Source organism: Photobacterium iliopiscarium (assembly GCF_003026395.1).
Classification (GTDB): domain Bacteria; phylum Pseudomonadota; class Gammaproteobacteria; order Enterobacterales; family Vibrionaceae; genus Photobacterium; species Photobacterium iliopiscarium.
Genome location: NZ_PYOO01000017.1, coordinates 1 through 20,131 on the forward strand (window position 1 = coordinate 1; position 20,131 = coordinate 20,131).

Below are 20,131 nucleotides of genomic sequence, written 5' to 3' on the forward strand. Positions count from 1 at the left end.
GCTGAGCTAGTGTCGCATCACATCTCTTTAAAAAAAGAGGATTGGTTGCGGGGGCCGGATTTGAACCAACGACCTTCGGGTTATGAGCCCGACGAGCTACCAAGCTGCTCCACCCCGCGTCCGATTTACAACGAAAGAAAACAAACTCGTTATCTCCTTTCGAGGCTGCGCATTATACGACTAAAATTGTCGGATGCAATAGTTCTTAAACCAAAAAACGCAGATTTTTTTCTAACTGCTTATTTTCACATCAGATATTGAAAATATGCTCACGATAATAGCGTAACTCAGCAATTGAATCATGAATATCATCTAATGCTAAGTGACTACCTTGCTTAGAAAAGCCATCAAGTAACTCGGGCTTCCAACGACGCGTTAATTCTTTAAGTGTACTCACGTCAAGATAGCGGTAATGGAAATACTGTTCAAGTACAGGCATGTGCTTATACAAGAAACGACGATCTTGACCAATACTGTTACCGCAAATAGGTGATACACCCTTTGGTACCCACTGCTCTAAAAAAGCCACAGTTTGAGCAACTGCTTGTGCTTCAGTAATGGTACTTTGACGAATACGCTCGACTAAACCACTATTAGTGTGTGTGGTTGTACACCAATCATCCATTTTTAATAATTCAGCTTCTGGCTGATAAATAGCTAAAACTGGACCTTCAGCCAACACATTAAGCTGTGGATCGGTCACAACTGTGGCGATTTCAATGATTTTATGAGTTTCTGGATCTAATCCGGTCATTTCCAGATCGATCCAAATAAGGTTCTGATCGTTGATTGTCATTCGATATTGCCTCTTTTGTGACTAAACCATGTATGATAATACCGAAAGCCAACCAAATAGAACGATATTCTTGTGGCAAAAAAGAAAAAATTAACTCAAGGTCAGAGCCGACGTGTCCGCTCTAACCAAAATAAGCGCTTAGATCGTGCTAAAAATGAAGTCCAATGGGACGAAGCTCTATTGGAAAATGCCCGTGAAGGGCTAGTTATTACTCGATTCGGTCAACACGCTGATGTTGAAGATCCGCAAACGGGTATTATTCACCGCTGTAACTTACGTCGCAGTATTCAGAGCCTTGTTTCTGGAGATCGTGTCGTTTGGCGTCCCGGTGTTGAAACACTACAGGGTATTGCTGGTGTAGTCGAAGCGGTGCATGAACGCAAAACAATGTTAACCCGTCCTGATTACTATGACGGTGTAAAAGCGGTTGCCGCTAACGTTGATCGAATTGTGATTGTATCTTCAATACTGCCTGAGCTATCGCTGAACATTATTGACCGTTACATTATTGCAGCTGAAACCATCGGCATTAAACCATTAATTGTGGTTAACAAGGTCGACTTACTGACACCTGAACAACGGGTTGATGTTGAACGTAAATTAACGCAATACCAAAACATTGGTTACAGCGTACGTTTAGTCAGTACCGATACGGGTGAAGGACTTGATGACCTAAAAGTTGATTTACAAGATCATGTCAGTATTTTTGCTGGTCAATCTGGTGTTGGTAAATCCAGCATGGTTAACTCATTAATGCCTGACGTTGAAGCCGATATTGGTGATGTTTCGACAAACTCTGGTTTAGGTCAACATACCACCACAGCAGCAAGGTTGTATCACTTTGCTGATGGCGGTGATTTAATTGACTCCCCAGGTGTGCGTGAATTTGGTTTATGGCATCTAGAGCCTGAACAAATTACTGAAGCCTTTGTTGAGTTTCGTCCGTATTTAGGTGGCTGTAAATTCCGTGATTGTAAACACGGTAACGATCCTGGTTGTATCATTCGCGAAGCAGTTGAACGTGGTGATATTAGTCGTGCACGTTATAACAGTTACCATAAAATTATTGAAAGCATGTCTGAAACTGTCGCAAACCGTCAATTTTCACGTAACAAGCCAAACTGATAATGAATATATGCCTAAGAGAACTGATTATTTTCTTAGGCTTATTTTTTATCAACTACAATGCTAATAAATACTGACAAGCTTGCCTTACCCTCTCTCTGCGTAACACTAGAATAACTGACATTGTTTAAATAGTTCGGTATTATTAAGGGTTGTCGTTATTCTTCCAAATAAGTAAAGAATAACTAACCCATTGATTAATTAAAATTTATTGGAAGAATGATTGTGTTAGATAAAATCAAGATTGGCCTTCAATATAGTACGCCAAAACATGCATTAACCCGTCTCGTGGGTAAACTGGCCGCTTATGAAGGTGGAAAACTAACCACTACCATTATTCGTTGGTTCATCAAACAATATAACGTCAATATGGCAGAAGCACGTAATCCTGATCCAACTGCTTACCCAACCTTCAATGCTTTTTTTGTTCGCGAACTGATGGAAGGTGCACGTCCAATCAATAATGATTCACAAATTATTAGCCATCCAGCCGATGCCTGCGTAAGCCAATTTGGCCCAATTGAAGCAGGACGTTTATTTCAAGCAAAAGGGCACTATTTTAATGCTTGTGAATTATTAGGTGGTGATAGTGCATTAGCCGATGAATTTATGGGGGGTGAGTTTGCGACATTATATCTTTCACCGAGTGACTACCACCGTGTTCATATGCCATGTGACGGCGTACTACGCCAAATGATTTATATTCCGGGTGATCTCTTTTCGGTAAATCCACTGACCGCGGCTAACGTACCTAATTTATTTGCCCGTAATGAGCGTGTTGTATGCGTGTTTGAAACTGAATTTGGTCCATTAGCTCAAATTCTGGTTGGTGCCACAATTGTTGGTAGCATCGAAACAGTATGGGCAGGCACCGTAACACCGCCAACAGGGCCGGAGATTCGTCGTTGGAATTACTCAACAACGGGTGAACAAACGATCAGTTTAAAGAAAGGCCAAGAAATGGGCCGTTTCAAACTCGGCTCAACTGTGATTAATTTATTTCCAAAAGACAGCATTCGCTTTGTAGAAAACATGCAGCCACGTCAAGTAACACGTATGGGGCAACCCTATGCTGAACATTTAGTGAAATAGACTATCTAAAAAACACCCTGACACAGGGTAGCAATTACCCTGTGTTTTTATGACCATATACCTACAGCTATATTTCTTAACTTACCGACTTTTCTCACCTTATTTTTACCATTATCGCCTAAAACTATTGCTTTACGGTTCTTTTCAATACCAAATCAAAAGATTACAGTAGTAACTGTTAGCATATGCTCTCAGCATTAAATGCTACGCTTAGGTCGGGATAATTCTCATACTCATAGGTAATCATCATGAAAAAAAACACAGTGTCAGCATTAGTGCTTGCTTTAGCGACTTGTTTCTCTCTTTCTGCACATGCTAATGCCGCATGGGACTATGGCAACCAACAAGGAACAGAACACTGGGTTAACAGTTACCCTACTTGTGGTGGTGAAAACCAAAGTCCAATTGATATTCAATCACCTATTCAAGCTCAAACACAACCATTACAAATCAGCTATGATGGTAAAATAACCAGCATCACCAATAACGGTCACACTATCGAAGCGAATGTTAGTGGCGATAATACCTTGGTGATTGATGGTGATACGTACACGCTTAAACAATTCCATTTTCATACACCATCCGAAAACTATATCGATGGTAAACAATATCCTCTAGAAGCGCATTTCGTTAACGTTGATGCCACCGGCCATATCGCGGTTATTTCAGTGATGTTTGAAAATGGCCCGCGCGCTAATAATGAATTAAGTACTTTATTAAAAACAATTCCAACTAAAGGTGAAACCATTGACTTTAATGGTGATCTGACCCCTAACGCACTATTGCCTCGTGAGCGTCAATATTTCCGTTATAATGGTTCGTTAACCACACCACCATGTACAGAAGGTGTTCGTTGGTATGTTATGCAAAGCCATCTCACCAGCTCAGCCGCTCAAATAGAACAACTGAATCAAATGATGGGAGATAATAATCGCCCATTACAACCCATCAATGCTCGCGTTGTGATCGACTAGACCAAAGATGCAAATGATAACCAGTTGCATTAGTGAAAAAGTAACGGTATAGTTCTTTCACGGTTAAAACGCCTTGAAATCCAACTCGTCGTTTAGCTTAATCATTATTTACACTAAATCAGATCTTCGATACTAAATGCACGTTCCCTCAGTATGAAACGAGTGATTCATCGTTACTCATATCAACTGGTGCATGGTGGATATTTGATGACAAAAAAGCACGGTTATCATTACCGTGCTTTTTTACGTCTACATCTTTAGAATCAAGCTGTAGGATAAGGATAAGAATAATATTTATGCTATTTCAATTGGAAAAGCGGTAACTTGATCAATATGATCGCGTTCTAATGCCAACATAATCACGCGATCTATGCCTAATGCAACCCCTGCACAGTCTGGAAAACCTGCCCTCAATGCATCAACAAGGTGCATGTCAATCGGTTGAGGTTGCAACCCCATACTGATTCGTTTTTTATTATCACCTTCAAAACGTTGTAATTGCTCGTCACCATTAGCGAGTTCATGAAAGCCATTCGCTAACTCTATGCCTTTAAAATAAACCTCAAATCGCTCTGCTACTCGAGGATCTTGTGGGTTTATCTGCGCCAAAGCCGCTTGTGATGCAGGAAAATCATAGACAAAAGCGGGTGTTTTTTGACCGATTTCAGCTTCAATGCCAATGCTAAATAATAACTGTAATAAAGTATCGCGATCTTGCTCAGACTCGGCAATATCAGCCAACCCTAATCGAGCCGCAACAGTTTTTAACTCAGCCATCGAACCGTCAAGTGGACAGACACCTAATACATTAATAAAGGCTTGTTGATAGGTCATTTTTTCTGCTATGCCACAATCTAATACTTGCTGTAACAACAGATCCATCTCAGCCATTAGTTGATAATGGTCAAATCCTGGGCGATACCACTCTAACATCGTAAATTCCGGATTATGATAGCGTCCAGATTCTTCATTACGGAATGACTTACAAATTTGGTAAATAGCACCACTGCCCGCTGCCAGTAAGCGCTTCATGTGAAATTCAGGACTGGTCATCAAATACAATGTTTGACCCGCAGCATAACCAGGGCCGACAAATTCAGTTTTAAACGCATGTAAATGTACATCCGTCACTGTGGCCTGACTCATCGCTGGTGTATCTACTTCTATAACATCACGATCTGCAAAAAACTGACGAATTGTCGCAAGTAACCTTGCTCGTTGTCTTAATTGTGTAATCTCCGCTGTAGGTTGCCAAGGCTGAGACATAACCATTCTTCTTAATATAAATAGAAATAATGTCATTATTCTAACAAAGCCACGCTATTAACCAAATATTGACCATTTAAATTTATTGATAATCGCCAAAGGTTATGAATACAAATGAACAGCATTAATAAAAAATCACATTCTAATCATAAAAATTGACATTGAAAAACACCATTAACCGTCCATAAAAATAACAAATAACACACAACCACTAGCGTAATAATCGAATCAAACATTCACCTTGTGCAGCCTATGGCTTATTAAATCTTTTACTACAAAGCATTATAACGAAATCATGAAACACATCATTAATGAGCTATAAACAATATACGCCAAATAAAACAAACTATTAACAATGAACAAACATGAAAATTTGTGACAATAATCACAAAGTCTGTAATCAGATTACATTTTTTGATTATTTAGTTAAAAAGACGCGTCTACATCATATTTTCTCTTAATGAGGTTTCATAAAATACGCGTTGGATTTCAAGGATAGGTACGCATGACGTACCTTTTCATTTTTTTACCGTCTTAATCTTCGGAGGATAGCTGTGAAGACTATTACCACAGATATCGCTGTAATTGGCGCGGGTGGTGCAGGCCTACGTTCTGCCATCGCTGCTGCAGAAGCAAACCCAGAACTAGAAATTGCACTTATTTCAAAAGTCTACCCAATGCGCTCGCACACAGTTGCAGCTGAAGGTGGCTCTGCTGCTGTTATCAAAGACGAAGATAGCTTTGATAATCACTTCAACGATACCGTTGGTGGTGGTGACTGGCTATGCGAACAAGATGTGGTTGAATATTTCGTAGAGAATTCAACCCGCGAAATGATTCAAATGGAACAATGGGGCTGCCCATGGAGCCGTAAAGAAAACGGTGAAGTGAACGTACGTCGTTTTGGTGGTATGAAAGTTGAGCGTACATGGTTCGCGGCAGATAAAACTGGCTTCCATATGCTACACACCCTATTCCAGACTTCTATCAAATACCCACAAATCAAACGTTACGATGAATACTTCGTGGTTGATCTTTTAATTGAAGATGGCGAAGTTCAAGGTCTAATTGCAATTCACATGGCGGAAGGTGAGCTGGTTTGTATTAAAGCAAAATCAGTGATCTTAGCAACAGGTGGCGCGGGTCGCGTTTACCACTGTAATACTAACGGCGGTATTGTAACTGGCGACGGTATGGCAATGGCATTCCGTCACGGTGTACCACTACGTGATATGGAATTTGTTCAATACCACCCAACAGGTCTACCAGGTACTGGTATTTTGATGACTGAAGGTTGTCGTGGTGAAGGCGGTATTATCGTTAATAAAAACGGTTACCGTTACCTACAAGATTATGGCATGGGCCCTGAAACACCAGTGGGTCATCCAAAAAACAAATACATGGAACTGGGTCCTCGTGACAAAGTTTCACAAGCGTTCTGGCATGAACAGCAAAAAGGCAACACTATTCAGCACCCACTAGGTGATGTAGTAATGCTTGATTTACGCCACCTTGGTGAAGAGTACTTACATGAGCGTCTACCGTTCATCTGTGAACTCGCTAAAGCATACGTAAACGTTGATCCAGCAAAAGAGCCAATTCCAATTCGCCCAACCGTACACTACACCATGGGTGGTATTGAAACTAACGGTACCTGTGAGACGCGTATTAAAGGTCTATTTGCTGTTGGTGAATGTGCTTCTGTTGGTCTTCACGGTGCTAACCGTCTTGGTTCAAACTCACTGGCTGAGTTTGTAGTATTTGGCCGCGTTGCAGGTGAACACGCTGTAAAACGCGCTGAAGAATTCAAAGGTTGGAACGACGCTTCAATCAATACCCAAATAGACGCAGTACAAGCACGTATTGATGCCCTAATGGCACAAGAAGGTGATGAAAACTGGGCTCAAATCCGTACTGAAATGGGTCACACCATGGAAGCGGGTTGTGGTATTTACCGTCAACAAGATTTGATGCAAGCAACCATTGATAAGCTAGCTGAACTTAAGCAGCGCTTTAAACATATTAGCATTCAAGATAAAGGCCAAGTCTTTAACACTGATCTGCTATATGCCATTGAAGTGGGCTACGGTCTTGATGTTGCAGAAGCAATGGCTTGCTCAGCGATTCTACGTACAGAATCTCGTGGTGCACACCAACGCCTAGATGACGGTTGTACTGAACGTGATGATGTGAACTTCCTAAAACATACATTAGCATTCTATAACAATGGCGATGCGCCAATTATTGATTACAGCGATGTAAAGATCACGAAATCACAGCCAAAAGCGCGTCTATACGGTGCTGAAGCTGAAGCTCACGAAGCACATGAAAAAGCGCAGCAAGCAGCACAGTCAGAAGATCAAGAGGAAAAGGCATAATGTCAGACAATCGCATTCAAAAAGTTGAAATTCTGCGTTATGACCCAGCGACAGATGCAGAACCGTATTTACAAACATTTGAAGTACCGTTCAATGACACTATGTCAGTGCTTGATGCGCTTGGTTACATCAAAGATCATCTTGATAAACACCTAAGCTACCGCTGGTCTTGCCGAATGGCGATCTGTGGTTCATGTGGCATGATGGTTAATGGCGTTCCTAAGTTAGCTTGTAAGAGCTTCCTTCGTGATTACCCTAATGGCGTAAAAATTGAGCCGTTAGCAAACTTTGCGATTGAAAAAGATTTGATCGTAGACATGACACCATTCATTGAACGTCTTGAAGCGATTAAGCCATACATTATTGGTAATACCCGCACACTAGAAGATGGTACAAACATCCAAACACCGGAGCAAATGGCAAAATACAAGCAATTTGCTGGTTGTATTAACTGTGGTCTTTGCTACTCAGCGTGTCCGCAATTCGGCCTAAACCCTGAATTTATCGGTCCAGCTGCACTAACACTGGCACACCGTTACAATCTTGATAGCCGTGACCATGGTCAACATGAGCGTATGGAACTTATCAACAGTGAAAATGGTGCTTGGGGTTGTACGTTTGTCGGTTACTGTTCTGAAGTATGTCCAAAGAGCGTTGATCCAGCAGCTGCTGTAAACCAAGGCAAAGTCGAATCATCGAAAGATTTCGTTATTGCAATGTTGAAGCCTCAGGAGGCATAAGGATGAGCAACCGTAAACCTTACGTTCGTGAAATGACGCGTACATGGTGGAAAGACAGTTCTTTCTACCGTTTTTACATGCTGCGTGAAGCCACTGTATTACCGCTAATTTTCTTTACTATCTGCTTAACCTTTGGCTTAGGTTGTTTAGTAAAAGGTCCTGAAGCATGGCAAGGTTGGCTAAATTTCATGGCTAACCCTATTGTGATCATTCTAAATATTCTTGCGTTAGCGGGAAGTTTATTCCACGCACAAACGTTCTTTAGCATGATGCCGCAAGTGGTGCCAATTCGCATCAAAGGTAAGAAATTAGATAAGAAGATTATCGTTCTTGCACAGTGGGCAGTTGTTGCTGTCATCACAGCCATTGTTTTAGCGCTAGTTTAAGGAGCCGCTCGTGATTAATTTACATCCAAAACGTTCCGATGAACCAGTATGGTGGAGTTTATTTGGTGCCGGTGGTACTTGGTTTGCAATGATCTCTCCAGTTACTATTTTAGTACTAGGTATCATGGTTCCACTGGGTATTATTAGCCCAGAAGCGATGAGCTATGATCGCGCCGCAGATTTTGCTACCAGCTTTATTGGCGCATTATTTGTCATTGCTACCTTATCACTACCAATGTGGCATGGTATGCACCGTCTACACCATGGTATGCACGACCTTAAGTTTCATACTGGTGTTGTAGGAAAAATCGCTTGTTACGCTGCTGCGTTTCTAGTGACTGCACTATCAATCATCTTTGTGTTCATGATTAAATAATCACTGATACACAATCTAAAAAAGCACCGCTTGCGGTGCTTTTTTTATGGCTGTTATTTAAAGATTTAAAACATCATAACCCTGAATTTCAGCCAACAAAAAAGGCCGCCAAAGCGACCTTTTTTAAAGCTCAATATGAATTTACTTCACACGGCTTACGTATTCACCTGAACGAGTATCAACTTTGATAACTTCGCCAATTGCGATGAATAAAGGAACACGTACTACAGCGCCTGTAGTTAGTGTCGCTGGCTTACCACCAGTACCTTGTGTATCGCCTTTAAGACCAGGATCAGTCTCTGTTACTTCAAGCTCAACAAAGTTTTGAGGAGTAACAACGATAGGGTTACCGTTCCAAAGCGTTAGCGTACACGCATCGTTTTCTACTAACCATTTCGCATTATCACCAACAGCTTTAACGTCTGCTGCGATTTGCTCAAATGTTTCATTGTTCATGAAATGGTAGAATTCACCGTCGTTGTATAGGTAATCAAGTTCAGTATCGATTACGTCCGCAGCTTCAACTGATTCGCCTGATTTAAACGTTTTTTCAAGAACTTTACCTGAAATTAGTTTACGAATTCGTACACGGTTAAACGCTTGACCTTTACCAGGTTTAACAAATTCGTTTTCGATAATGACACATGGTTCATTATCAAGCATAATTTTCATTCCGCTGCGGAATTCATTGGTGCTGAAAGACGCCATTCTAATCCTCTTAACATCTTCGAGTTGTATTTAATGTCACATATCATACCCCGAAACGTGCCATCTGTTGAGCAAAACTGGCTGAATGATCTAGCTAATGCGATATCTGATCCCTTAAAGCTACTCAATTGGCTTAAAATTGATCCAACACCTTGGCAAAAAGGCCTCGCGGCTAAAAATTCATTCGCACTTCGCGTTCCTGTAAGTTTTGTCGAAAGAATGGAAGTTGGCAACCCATACGATCCATTGTTGCGCCAAGTACTGCCGCTAGAGCAAGAATTTGAGGTTCATCCAGGCTACTCAACCGATCCTCTTGATGAACAAGATAACCTCATTCCTGGGCTATTACACAAGTATCACAATCGTGTGTTGATGATCGTTAAAGGCGGTTGTGCAGTAAATTGCCGCTATTGCTTTCGACGCCACTTTCCTTATCAAGATAACAAAGGCAATAAAACCGTCTGGCAGCAAAGTATTGATTACATCGCAACCCAACCACACATTAACGAAGTGATCTTATCTGGTGGTGATCCACTAATGGCTAAAGATCACGAATTAACATGGTTGCTCGAACATATTGCCGCAATTCCACATATTAAACGGTTGCGTATTCACAGCCGCTTACCCGTTGTGATACCACATCGCATCACACCAGCACTGTGTGAGTTATTTGCTAGCAGTCGTTTACAAATTATCATGGTGACCCATATTAACCATGCCAATGAAATCAATAATGAGCTAACCTCGGCGATGACACAGCTCAAGCTCGTTAACGTTACCCTGCTAAACCAAAGTGTGCTCCTTAAAGGGGTTAATGACTCCGTCACAGCGCTAACAGACCTCAGCGAAGCCTTATTTGATGCAGGAATATTACCGTACTACTTACACGTACTGGATCACGTACAAGGCGCTGCACACTTCTTTGTCAGTGATCAACAGGCACGTATCTTAATGGCCGGATTAATCAATAATGTTTCAGGTTATTTAGTTCCAACATTAACCCGTGAAATCGGCGGCAGAAGCAGCAAAACCCCACTCGATCTTCACCTTGAATAACCGCTATTGATTGATATTCTTGCCCTTCACCACCTAATTTCTCTGATTATTTCATCGAATTAATGCTGACTTGTTATTACGAGTCAGCAGAATATCCACCTCAATATCAGCGAAAAACTCACAACGTACAGCTTTCCTTGCTAAAAACACCAAAAACATACACTTATCTTTTAGCCTATGATAGGTCATGCAACAAACCAATGTAAACCATTGTTTTATAAGAGCTGTACAGCTTGTGCAGCTTTACTAGCTATATATCTCAAAAGCTATTGGCCTATGATGTTACTTTTAATGTTCTACCAATTTTATTACAGTTCACCATTAAAAAAAATCATCGTGGCAGATCTCGATTTTTTAATGATTTACGTGCATAGTCGCGCCTCATACAGCAGCCCGTTATTGTTCTAGGCGTCGCCAAACGTCGTCGCTGCTGCCAACCCGCTCCCTTACATGAGTATCGCAATGAAAATTGGCATTTTGTCACAGGACGCAAACTTATATTCAACCCGCCGTCTGCATGAGGCTTGTCAACAACGAGGCCATGAGGCGGTTATTATCAATGCCCTTCGCTGTTACATGAATATCAACTCAGTTCAACCCTCAATTCATTTTGAAGGGACTGATCTGATTGGCTTTGATGCCATCATTCCTCGCATTGGCTCAGACATTACCTTTTATGGTTGTGCGGTATTACGTCAATTTGAAATGATGGGTGTGTTTGCTGTAAATCAATCTATTGCGATTTCACGCTCTCGTGACAAACTACGTTCATTACAATTATTAAGTCGCCAAGGTGTTGGTATGCCAATTACAGGCTTTGCCAGTAAGCCTGATGATGTCTTAGATCTGATCAAAATGGTTGGAGGCGCACCATTAGTTATCAAACTTTTAGAAGGCACTCAAGGCATTGGGGTTGTACTTGCTGAAACTCAAAAAGCAGCCGAAAGTGTTATTGAAGCATTTATGGGCCTTAAGGCTCACATTATGGTGCAGGAATATATAGAAGAAGCCGGTGGTGCTGATATTCGTTGTTTTGTCATTGGTGATAAAGTCATTGCTTCAATGAAACGTCAAGCCGCAGAAGGCGAGTTCCGTTCAAACTTACACCGTGGTGGCAGTGCATCATTAATTAAGATTACGCCAGAAGAGCGCAAAACAGCGATTGCTGCTGCCAAAGCGATGGGACTCAGTGTTGCTGGCGTTGATTTATTGCGATCTAAACGCGGACCATTGATCATGGAAGTAAACTCATCACCAGGTCTTGAAGGTATTGAAGCGGCAACAGGTAAAGATATTGCAGGTATGATCATTGAGTACATTGAAAAGAATGCAGAAAAAAGTCGTCGTAATTTACAAAATCAATAAGTTATAACGAACGTTTTCTTAAAAAGCAGCTATCTTCAGCTGCTTTTTTATTCCGCAAACAATAACGATCAGCTTTTAATAAAAATAGCAGCTAAAAGGTGAGCATTTTACAGCCAGTGTTGTTTTAAATAAAAATGCTCATAAGTAATTGATATTAAATAACAAAAAAACGTACAGCCTTTTTGGCTTTTCACTCAGCGAACTAATGCTTTAGGTTTGTCATGTTATAAATACTTAAAATAACTATTCTATTCAAAAAACACCCGCAAATCCTCCTAAGAAGATAGTGTTATCTATAATAAATGTGACCTTTAAAACACTCAGTAATCAATCTATTGATTAGTGCTACCTCATGCTGTCAAATTACGCTAACGTATAAAAAATATCGTAAGAATAAGACAAATAAAGGATAAGTAATGATTGATTTTAATTATACGGTTGAAATGGTAGAGGATGAGCAGGCATATAGTATGGGACAAGTAAATACTAATGATGTTCCCGCGGAAGCTCTGACAACTTACACTCAACTACTGTCACAATTACTGCAACAACCAGAACAAGGCAAACGTTATGCTGGCTTTGGCTTTGACGGCGCAGAAAAATTAGCATTCAGTGCCTTACAAATTACAGAGCACGATCAAATTGGTGCGGGCATGGTCTATAACCCAGATGATAATGGTGACAATTTTGTTTTAATTGGCCGTGTCTTCTTTAGCATCAAAGAAAGCAAGGTTTCATTCAACATGGAGCCAAATGCTGATGATGTACTCGTGCAAGGCGATGTTGATTTACGTGGTTATATTCAATCATTTGTAATTTGTTTTATGGCGGCGTGGGTCGCTTTAAACCAAGAGCATCTACCTCGTTAATCAGTTATTAGTTTCTTGGCTAGCGTACATATTTATATTTTAATGGCCTCAGTTTATTACTGGGGCTTTTTTACACCTCAATGATTAATGGACTCTTTAATCTAACAATGCCACACAAAACGTACAGCTAGATATAAAAATGACAGCTATTTTATGTACAAAAAATCACACTGCAACCAAAAAACACAACTCACATATAAGTTACTGATAATAAAGAACTAAATAAGCGTACAGCTTTTCGTGCTTTTTATCCGCCAAGCAATGGTTAGTCGTGTTATTTTAACTCTGCCACTATTCTTCCTCCCTGATAAATAAATGTTAGCCGTCCTCTCGAATAACACCATAAAATATTAACACCACACTTCACTGTTCAATTTATTTTAAAATAAGCAGCTAAAAGCAAAATAATAAGCAAATAACTATCCATATATAAAATAACTTATATTTTGCAAACAACCTTCTTTAAAGCAAAATATAGTACCGTAACAAAATAACAGTAAAATACACTTAAATGATATAAATTAACAAAAATATTAAATTTACAAATAAAACTGTACTTGGATTTTTTTGTGTTTTTCTCCATGATCTTATTCCAATCATGATCAGGTTTAATTCATTAAACGCTTACGGCTATAAATTCATAAAGATTATTACTCTCAACCATTGAATCACGATCACCTTTTTACAAAAAGAACAGTTAATAGGTGTACGTATTATTTTTGTTTTGTCGGGATCGAAGATATACACATAACTCATTGTTTTTATTTGGATTTATTTGCGTGCAGCTTTTTGAGGAATATTCCCTGTGAACTGTGCGCGTAGGGTAATAAACAATAAAGAAGGAAGAGAACAAAATAATGGCAATAAAAAAGCCGAGCTATGCTCGACTTTTTTGATACTGTTTTTATAACAAAGAGACGTTAATCTCTACGGTTATAAATGGATTACATCATACCACCCATGCCGCCCATACCACCCATGCCGCCCATATCAGACATAGATGGAGCATCAGAGGCTTTATCAGTGATCATCGCTTCAGTAGTGATCATAAGACCCGCTACAGACGCTGCAAACTGAAGCGCTGAACGCGTTACTTTCGTTGGATCAAGAATACCCATTGCAATCATATCGCCGTATTCACCCGTTGCAGCGTTGTAACCGTAGTTACCTTCGCCAGCACGTACGTTATTAGCAACAACAGATTCTTCATCACCCGCATTTTTAACGATTTGACGTAATGGTGATTCCATTGCACGAAGTGCTAAACGAATACCGACTGTTTGCTCTTCGTTATCACCTTCAAGACCAATAACTTTAGATGCCGCACGAATAAGTGCTACGCCACCACCAGCAACAACGCCTTCTTCAACCGCAGCACGTGTTGCATGTAATGCATCTTCTACGCGGTCTTTTTTCTCTTTCATTTCAACTTCAGTTGCAGCGCCAACTTTAATAACCGCAACGCCGCCAGCAAGTTTTGCTACACGCTCTTGAAGTTTTTCTTTGTCGTAGTCAGAAGTCGCATCTTCAATTTGTTGACGGATCTGAGTCACACGACCTTGAATCATTGTTTCTTCACCAGCACCATCAATGATAGTAGTGGTTTCTTTAGTGATAGTAATACGCTTAGCTTGACCAAGATCTTCTAACTGAACTTTCTCAAGCTCTAGACCAATCTCTTCAGAGATAACAGTACCAGCTGTTAGTACTGCGATATCTTGTAGCATTGCTTTACGACGATCACCAAAGCCTGGCGCTTTAACAGCAGCAACTTTAACGATGCCGCGCATGTTATTCACAACCAATGTTGCTAGCGCTTCGCCTTCAACGTCTTCTGCAACGATAAGTAATGGACGAGAAGCTTTAGCTACGCCTTCTAGTGCAGGAAGAAGTTCACGGATATTTGAAACTTTCTTATCTACCAATAGGATAAATGGGCTTTCTAAATCTACAGAGCCCGCTTCTTGGTTGTTAATAAAATATGGAGATAAGTAACCACGGTCAAACTGCATGCCTTCAACAACATCTAACTCGTCTTGAAGTGCTTGACCTTCTTCAACCGTAATAACACCGTCACGGCCTACTTTTTCCATTGCTTCTGCAATAAGGTTACCAACAGTTGTGTCAGAGTTTGCAGAGATAGTACCTACTTGCGCGATAGCTTTAGTATCAGCACAAGGAACAGATAGTGCTTTTAGCTCTTCAACCGCAGCAATAACTGCTTTGTCGATACCACGCTTAAGATCCATTGGGTTCATGCCAGCAGCAACGGCTTTTAAACCTTCAGCGATAATCGCTTGTGCAAGTACTGTTGCTGTTGTTGTTCCGTCGCCCGCAGCGTCATTCGCTTGTGAAGCAACTTCTTTCACCATTTGTGCGCCCATGTTTTGGAACTTATCTTCCAATTCAATTTCACGCGCTACAGATACACCATCTTTAGTGATAGTAGGTGCACCAAATGATTTATCAAGCACAACATTACGGCCTTTAGGCCCTAATGTTACTTTTACCGCATCAGCCAGAATGTTAACACCTTCTAGCATTTTAATTCGTGCGTCGTTACCAAACTTAACGTCTTTAGCAGCCATCTTAGGATTTCCTTTCTTAATTTTTAATTTAATGTGATCGGATTATTCAACGATTGCCATAATGTCATTTTCAGACATGATAAGAACTTCTTTACCGTCAATTTTTTCAGTCTTAGTGCCGTAGCCTTCTGCAAAAATAACGACGTCGCCCACTTGTACATCTAGTGGTTGTACGGTGCCATTTTCAAGAATACGACCTTTACCTACTGCAAGGATTTTACCGCGAGTAGATTTTTCAGCCGCAGAACCCGTTAACACGATGCCACCGGCAGACTTAGATTCAACTTCTTGGCGTTCAACGATAACACGGTCGTGTAAAGGACGAATGTTCATTGGTCGTCTCTCCTGATAATTAAGGTAATGTCCATGATTTGAAGCCCACAAGCTTTCACTTGTATGACTTTCTATATGGGTAAGATGTTGGGTCTAATTTCTAAATCGCAAGGTTTAGGCGGCTTTTTTTTGTTATTTATTTGAGAAATTTTGCCCGATCACACACTTTGCATTAGGGTATGCAGGCATCCTTTTTTTGAGACCATTATGGCAACATTACCCAAGTCAGATAAACATGGATTATTATCAGCTCCAATTCCTGATGCATTACGTCGGTTAACGGTGCCAATGGTGTTTGGCATGATCGCGATTTTAATGTTTAATTTAGTCGATACTTTCTTTATTTCACGCTTGGGCACTAACGCACTCGCCGCCGTCAGTTTTACCTTCCCAGTCACCTTTGGCTTAAACTGCATTACCATGGGAATGAACGTCGGCATATCAACCAGTATTGGACGTATGCTCGGTCAAGGTGATAACCACAGTGCCGCACGTATTACCACTCATGGACTGTTATTGAGCCTATTGTTGATGATCATAGGATCGATTATCGGCTTACTCACCATTAAACCGCTATTTACCTTAATGGGTGCGTCAGCTGAGTTATTGCCCATTATCGAACAATATATGACAGTGTGGTACATCGCGATCCCTTTGCTGGTGATCCCGATGGCGGGCAATAGTGCCATTCGTGCCACTGGTGATGCTAAAAGCCCCGCCAAGATAATGGTGATCGCGGGGGTTATTAACGGCTTATTAGATCCGCTATTGATCTTTGGTTATGGTCCTTTTCCTGCGTTAGGTGTAAAAGGTGCCGCTATTGCCAGTGGTATAAGTTGGATATTTGCACTTATTGTCTCACTGCACCTGCTTTATAACCGTGAAAAACTGCTGATTTTTCCGCAATGGCGATTATTGAAAAATGATTGGCAACAAATATTACACATTGGTGCACCTGCGGGGTTATCAACCGCACTTAACCCACTATCTGGCGCATTCTTAATGGCATTACTGGCCAGTCAAAGTACGGCTTCTGTGGCTGCTTATGGTGCAGCAATGCGGGTTGAATCATTACTCGTCATTGTGATGATGGCATTAAGTTCTGCATTAATGCCTTTTATGGCGCAAAACCTAGGGGCACAAAAACCACAACGTGCATTTAGTGCATTATTTACCGCCATGCACTTTGCTATAGGATTCCAGTTACTGGTGTTTATTGCGATGGTACCGCTCAGCATGCCATTAGCCGCACTATTTTCAAAAGATACAATGGTTCAAAATCAATTATGGCATTACTTATTAGTGGTTCCCGCCAGTTATGGGTTACAGGCTATTTGTATGTTGTTAATTAGTGCATTAAATGCCTTACATAAAACCATTGATGCACTCTGCTGGAATTTATTCCGCTTATTTGTACTGCTCGTACCCGCCGCATGGGTAGGCAGTTATATTTATGGTACTAATGGGCTGTTTATGGGTATCGCTATTGCCAATATCATCAGTGGTATTGGTGCTTATTGTTATGCTCGAAAACTCCGTGCAAACATGCCGTTATTACTGTAATAGATATGAATAGCATGAATAAAAAAAAGCAGCCTCAGCTGCTTTTTTTATTGGTAACATTTTCGCTTCGTGTCTGTTGCATTTAAGGCAGACGAGGATTGGAATTGTTATTATTATGGTCATCTTTACGCTCAAACTCACCATCAAACACATCACCATTAGCGGCATCTTTTGCATGAGTATGATGTGAAAACCCACCACCAAATTGATTAAAACTATTTTTCAAGGTCACTTTTTGCATTAATAATTGCGCGACTTTAGCCCGTGACGGTGGCAATAATAAAACTAATCCTAACGCATCAGTCATAAATCCTGGGGTTAATAATAATACGCCAGCCACTGCTAACAACATCCCTTCAATGATTTCTTGAGTGGGCATCTCACCTTGTTGCAGCTTGTTCTGAACGGAGGTTAAGGTTGCAATACCTTGACTTCTTACTAACGATGCCCCAATAACTGCCGTTAAAAAAACGATCGTTATCGTTGGCCATAGCCCTAATAAGCCCCCCACTTGAATAAATAAGCCAATTTCAACCATTGGCACTACAATAAACAGTAACATTAATAGTGGAAACACACCCCGCCCCTTATCTTTAAATGATTTTATGCTGACGCACAGCAATAGACATTACCTGATTATCCATTTAATTACTCATTACAAATTCCATTAGCTCATTCAAATGTGTTAACAAATAAAACAAATTACAATTTGAATTGGTTCCAAAAAAGTCAGAACCATACCTACATTTCATTCACATCTTGTCATTTTTATTCATTTTCTGCGTAAAACAACGTGCTACTGTTAACAGAAACTGTGAAAGAGATCGCGTTTCTGTGCAAAGATTAACAAGCTCTCGTAAAAAGTGATCTGGATTATGTTTTTAGCGGTTGAGGGGAGTATTATCGGCACCAATTAAGGTGTCAGGAATGATCATCTCGCCACAACGTTGCGACAATGGATTATCGCTAAAACTGTTGGTTTACTTATTGATTTTTAATTATAAAGTTTTGCAAAGGGCTATTTTATGTCTCAAATGATTGATCTTGAAACAAATGAAGCAACAATCAATGTCGCAACACGTATAGAAGAAGATCTACTTGGCGAACGTCATGTTCCTGCTGATGCTTACTGGGGTATTCACACCCTACGTGCGATCGAGAACTTCAACATTTCTAACACAACAATTTCTGATGTTCCTGAACTTGTACGTGGCATGGTATACACCAAAAAAGCAGCAGCAATGGCCAACAAAGAACTTGGCGCAATTCCTTCTGATATTGGTAATTACATTGTTCAAGCGTGTGATCTTATTCTTGAAAGCGGCCGTTGCATGGATCAATTCCCATCTGACGTTTTCCAAGGTGGCGCTGGTACATCTGTAAACATGAACACTAACGAAGTTATCGCTAACCTTGCACTTGAAATTATGGGTGAAGAGAAAGGTCGCTACGACATCGTTAACCCAAATGATCATGTTAACAAATCACAATCAACTAACTGTGCTTACCCTACTGGTTTCCGCGTTGCGGTATACAACAGCATCATCAACATGCTAGAAGCACTCGATTACCTAAAAACAGCATTTGATGTTAAAGCAACTGAATTTGCTAGCATTCTTAAAATGGGTCGTACTCAACTTCAAGACGCAGTGCCTATGACTGTTGGTCAAGAATTCCATGCGTACGGCGTATTACTAAAAGAAGAAATCAAAAACCTTCAATACACTGCACAACTATTGCTTGAAGTTAACCTAGGTGCAACAGCGATTGGTACTGGTCTAAACGCAGCTACTGGTTACCAACAATTATCAGTTCAGCGTCTTGCTGAAATCACAGGTTTACCTGTTGTTGCTGCAGAAGATTTAATCGAAGCAACATCAGACTGTGGCGCTTACGTAATGGTTCACGGTGCGCTAAAACGTACTGCTGTTAAATTATCTAAAATTTGTAACGACTTACGTTTACTTTCTTCTGGCCCACGTACTGGTCTAAACGAAATTAACCTACCTGAAATGCAAGCGGGCTCTTCAATTATGCCAGCTAAAGTAAACCCAGTTATCCCTGAAGTGGTTAACCAAGTTTGCTTTAAAGTTATTGGTAACGACACCACAATTACTTTTGCAGCAGAAGCGGGTCAATTACAGTTAAACGTAATGGAACCAGTTATTGGTCAAGCGATTTTCGAATCAATTAGCCTACTTAAAAATGCATGTATTAACCTACGTGATAAGTGCATTGAAGGTATTACAGTTAATAAAGAAGTGTGTGAAAGCCACGTCTTTAACTCTATCGGTATCGTAACTTACCTAAATCCATTCATTGGCCACCACGAAGGTGACATTATTGGTAAGATTTGTGCAGAAACAGGTAAGAATGTACGTGAAGTCGTACTTGAGCGTGGATTACTGACTGAAGAGCAATTAGATGATATCTTCTCTATCGAGAACTTAATGCATCCTCAATATAAAGCTAAACGTTATAACTAAATACGTTAACGCCTGAGAATAACAGCGGAT

18 protein-coding genes and 1 tRNA gene are annotated in these 20,131 nt (G+C 40.5%); 12 read left to right on the forward strand and 7 right to left on the reverse strand.

What is annotated here, in order from left to right:
• Positions 1-42 precede the first annotated feature (42 nt).
• Together C9J51_RS17235 and orn are read right to left on the reverse strand one after the other, a co-directional pair.
• Positions 43-119: transfer RNA gene (locus C9J51_RS17235), tRNA-Met, on the reverse strand.
• 131 nt (positions 120-250) lie between these two features.
• A complete protein-coding gene (gene orn, locus C9J51_RS17240; RefSeq protein ID WP_045038103.1) occupies positions 251-796 on the reverse strand; it encodes an oligoribonuclease in 546 nt (181 codons plus the stop codon).
• Between the two features lie 72 nt (positions 797-868).
• Here orn and rsgA point away from each other — a divergent pair, with 72 nt between their 5' ends.
• From rsgA to C9J51_RS17255, 3 genes are all read left to right on the forward strand, one after another.
• On the forward strand, positions 869-1,921 hold the full coding sequence (gene rsgA, locus C9J51_RS17245) for a small ribosomal subunit biogenesis GTPase RsgA (RefSeq protein WP_045038104.1): 1,053 nt from the start codon (positions 869-871) through the stop codon (positions 1,919-1,921).
• Positions 1,922-2,146: 225 nt separating this feature from the next.
• Positions 2,147-3,013 carry an archaetidylserine decarboxylase gene (gene asd / locus C9J51_RS17250; protein WP_045040612.1) on the forward strand — a complete coding sequence of 289 codons (867 nt, stop codon included), beginning with the start codon at positions 2,147-2,149 and terminating at the stop codon, positions 3,011-3,013.
• Between the two features lie 248 nt (positions 3,014-3,261).
• Positions 3,262-3,987 carry a carbonic anhydrase gene (locus C9J51_RS17255; RefSeq protein WP_181314837.1) on the forward strand — a complete coding sequence of 242 codons (726 nt, stop codon included), beginning with the start codon at positions 3,262-3,264 and terminating at the stop codon, positions 3,985-3,987.
• Positions 3,988-4,281: 294 nt separating this feature from the next.
• On the opposite strand, the gene epmA is transcribed toward C9J51_RS17255, so the two are convergent.
• Positions 4,282-5,253 (reverse strand): elongation factor P--(R)-beta-lysine ligase, encoded by a 972-nt coding sequence (gene epmA / locus C9J51_RS17260; RefSeq protein ID WP_045040609.1) that lies wholly within the window; start codon positions 5,251-5,253, stop codon positions 4,282-4,284.
• Between the two features lie 554 nt (positions 5,254-5,807).
• Here epmA and frdA point away from each other — a divergent pair.
• The 4 genes from frdA to frdD are packed head-to-tail and all read left to right on the forward strand — an operon-like array spanning position 5,808 to position 9,133.
• Positions 5,808-7,631 carry a fumarate reductase (quinol) flavoprotein subunit gene (gene frdA / locus C9J51_RS17265; protein WP_045038107.1) on the forward strand — a complete coding sequence of 608 codons (1,824 nt, stop codon included), beginning with the start codon at positions 5,808-5,810 and terminating at the stop codon, positions 7,629-7,631.
• Positions 7,631-8,371 (forward strand): succinate dehydrogenase/fumarate reductase iron-sulfur subunit, encoded by a 741-nt coding sequence (locus C9J51_RS17270; RefSeq protein ID WP_045038108.1) that lies wholly within the window; start codon positions 7,631-7,633, stop codon positions 8,369-8,371. Before frdA ends, C9J51_RS17270 begins: the two co-directional genes overlap by 1 nt.
• 2 nt (positions 8,372-8,373) lie before the next feature.
• Complete coding sequence (gene frdC / locus C9J51_RS17275) at positions 8,374-8,757, forward strand: fumarate reductase subunit FrdC (RefSeq protein WP_045038109.1); 384 nt, start codon at positions 8,374-8,376, stop codon at positions 8,755-8,757.
• A gap of 10 nt (positions 8,758-8,767) precedes the next feature.
• Positions 8,768-9,133, forward strand: coding sequence for a fumarate reductase subunit FrdD (frdD, locus tag C9J51_RS17280; protein ID WP_045038110.1), 366 nt, complete (start codon positions 8,768-8,770; stop codon positions 9,131-9,133).
• A gap of 141 nt (positions 9,134-9,274) precedes the next feature.
• Here the strand turns inward: frdD and efp are convergent, their stop codons facing one another.
• A complete protein-coding gene (gene efp / locus C9J51_RS17285) occupies positions 9,275-9,841 on the reverse strand; it encodes an elongation factor P (RefSeq protein ID WP_045038111.1) in 567 nt (188 codons plus the stop codon).
• Between the two features lie 33 nt (positions 9,842-9,874).
• On the opposite strand from efp, the gene epmB reads away from it, so the two are divergent.
• From epmB to C9J51_RS17300, 3 genes are all read left to right on the forward strand, one after another.
• Entirely contained in the window at positions 9,875-10,897 is a 1,023-nt protein-coding gene (gene epmB / locus C9J51_RS17290; protein WP_045038112.1) for an EF-P beta-lysylation protein EpmB, read from the forward strand.
• 462 nt (positions 10,898-11,359) lie between these two features.
• On the forward strand, positions 11,360-12,262 hold the full coding sequence (gene rimK, locus C9J51_RS17295) for a 30S ribosomal protein S6--L-glutamate ligase (protein ID WP_045038113.1): 903 nt from the start codon (positions 11,360-11,362) through the stop codon (positions 12,260-12,262).
• A gap of 416 nt (positions 12,263-12,678) precedes the next feature.
• Positions 12,679-13,131, forward strand: coding sequence for a hypothetical protein (locus C9J51_RS17300; protein ID WP_045040607.1), 453 nt, complete (start codon positions 12,679-12,681; stop codon positions 13,129-13,131).
• Positions 13,132-14,075: 944 nt separating this feature from the next.
• Here C9J51_RS17300 and groL read toward each other — a convergent pair.
• The gene (gene groL, locus C9J51_RS17305) at positions 14,076-15,719 is read right to left on the reverse strand and encodes a chaperonin GroEL (RefSeq protein ID WP_045038115.1); all 1,644 of its coding nucleotides are present in this window, start codon (positions 15,717-15,719) and stop codon (positions 14,076-14,078) included.
• A gap of 42 nt (positions 15,720-15,761) precedes the next feature.
• The gene (locus tag C9J51_RS17310) at positions 15,762-16,052 is read right to left on the reverse strand and encodes a co-chaperone GroES (protein WP_036788874.1); all 291 of its coding nucleotides are present in this window, start codon (positions 16,050-16,052) and stop codon (positions 15,762-15,764) included.
• Positions 16,053-16,259: 207 nt separating this feature from the next.
• Here C9J51_RS17310 and C9J51_RS17315 point away from each other — a divergent pair, with 207 nt between their 5' ends.
• The gene (locus C9J51_RS17315; protein ID WP_045038116.1) at positions 16,260-17,615 is read left to right on the forward strand and encodes an MATE family efflux transporter; all 1,356 of its coding nucleotides are present in this window, start codon (positions 16,260-16,262) and stop codon (positions 17,613-17,615) included.
• An 82-nt stretch (positions 17,616-17,697) separates the two neighbouring features.
• Here C9J51_RS17315 and C9J51_RS17320 read toward each other — a convergent pair whose 3' ends face one another.
• Positions 17,698-18,192, reverse strand: coding sequence for an FxsA family protein (locus tag C9J51_RS17320; RefSeq protein ID WP_107275254.1), 495 nt, complete (start codon positions 18,190-18,192; stop codon positions 17,698-17,700).
• Between the two features lie 448 nt (positions 18,193-18,640).
• On the opposite strand from C9J51_RS17320, the gene aspA reads away from it, so the two are divergent.
• On the forward strand, positions 18,641-20,101 hold the full coding sequence (gene aspA / locus C9J51_RS17325) for an aspartate ammonia-lyase (protein ID WP_082064242.1): 1,461 nt from the start codon (positions 18,641-18,643) through the stop codon (positions 20,099-20,101).
• The last annotated feature ends 30 nt before the right edge of the window (positions 20,102-20,131 follow it).

Bases quoted from the DNA above. Each gene is read 5' to 3' on its own strand.
- C9J51_RS17310 (WP_036788874.1), bottom strand. From the start codon at position 16,052: ATGAACATTCGTCCTTTACACGACCGTGTTATCGTTGAACGCCAAGAA.
- C9J51_RS17270 (WP_045038108.1), top strand. From the start codon at position 7,631: ATGTCAGACAATCGCATTCAAAAAGTTGAAATTCTGCGTTATGACCCA.
- C9J51_RS17255 (WP_181314837.1), top strand. From the start codon at position 3,262: ATGAAAAAAAACACAGTGTCAGCATTAGTGCTTGCTTTAGCGACTTGT.
- rimK (WP_045038113.1), top strand. From the start codon at position 11,360: ATGAAAATTGGCATTTTGTCACAGGACGCAAACTTATATTCAACCCGC.
- C9J51_RS17300 (WP_045040607.1), top strand. From the start codon at position 12,679: ATGATTGATTTTAATTATACGGTTGAAATGGTAGAGGATGAGCAGGCA.
- C9J51_RS17315 (WP_045038116.1), top strand. From the start codon at position 16,260: ATGGCAACATTACCCAAGTCAGATAAACATGGATTATTATCAGCTCCA.
- aspA (WP_082064242.1), top strand. From the start codon at position 18,641: ATGTCTCAAATGATTGATCTTGAAACAAATGAAGCAACAATCAATGTC.
- groL (WP_045038115.1), bottom strand. From the start codon at position 15,719: ATGGCTGCTAAAGACGTTAAGTTTGGTAACGACGCACGAATTAAAATG.
- frdC (WP_045038109.1), top strand. From the start codon at position 8,374: ATGAGCAACCGTAAACCTTACGTTCGTGAAATGACGCGTACATGGTGG.
- epmB (WP_045038112.1), top strand. From the start codon at position 9,875: ATGTCACATATCATACCCCGAAACGTGCCATCTGTTGAGCAAAACTGG.
- efp (WP_045038111.1), bottom strand. From the start codon at position 9,841: ATGGCGTCTTTCAGCACCAATGAATTCCGCAGCGGAATGAAAATTATG.
- orn (WP_045038103.1), bottom strand. From the start codon at position 796: ATGACAATCAACGATCAGAACCTTATTTGGATCGATCTGGAAATGACC.
- epmA (WP_045040609.1), bottom strand. From the start codon at position 5,253: ATGTCTCAGCCTTGGCAACCTACAGCGGAGATTACACAATTAAGACAA.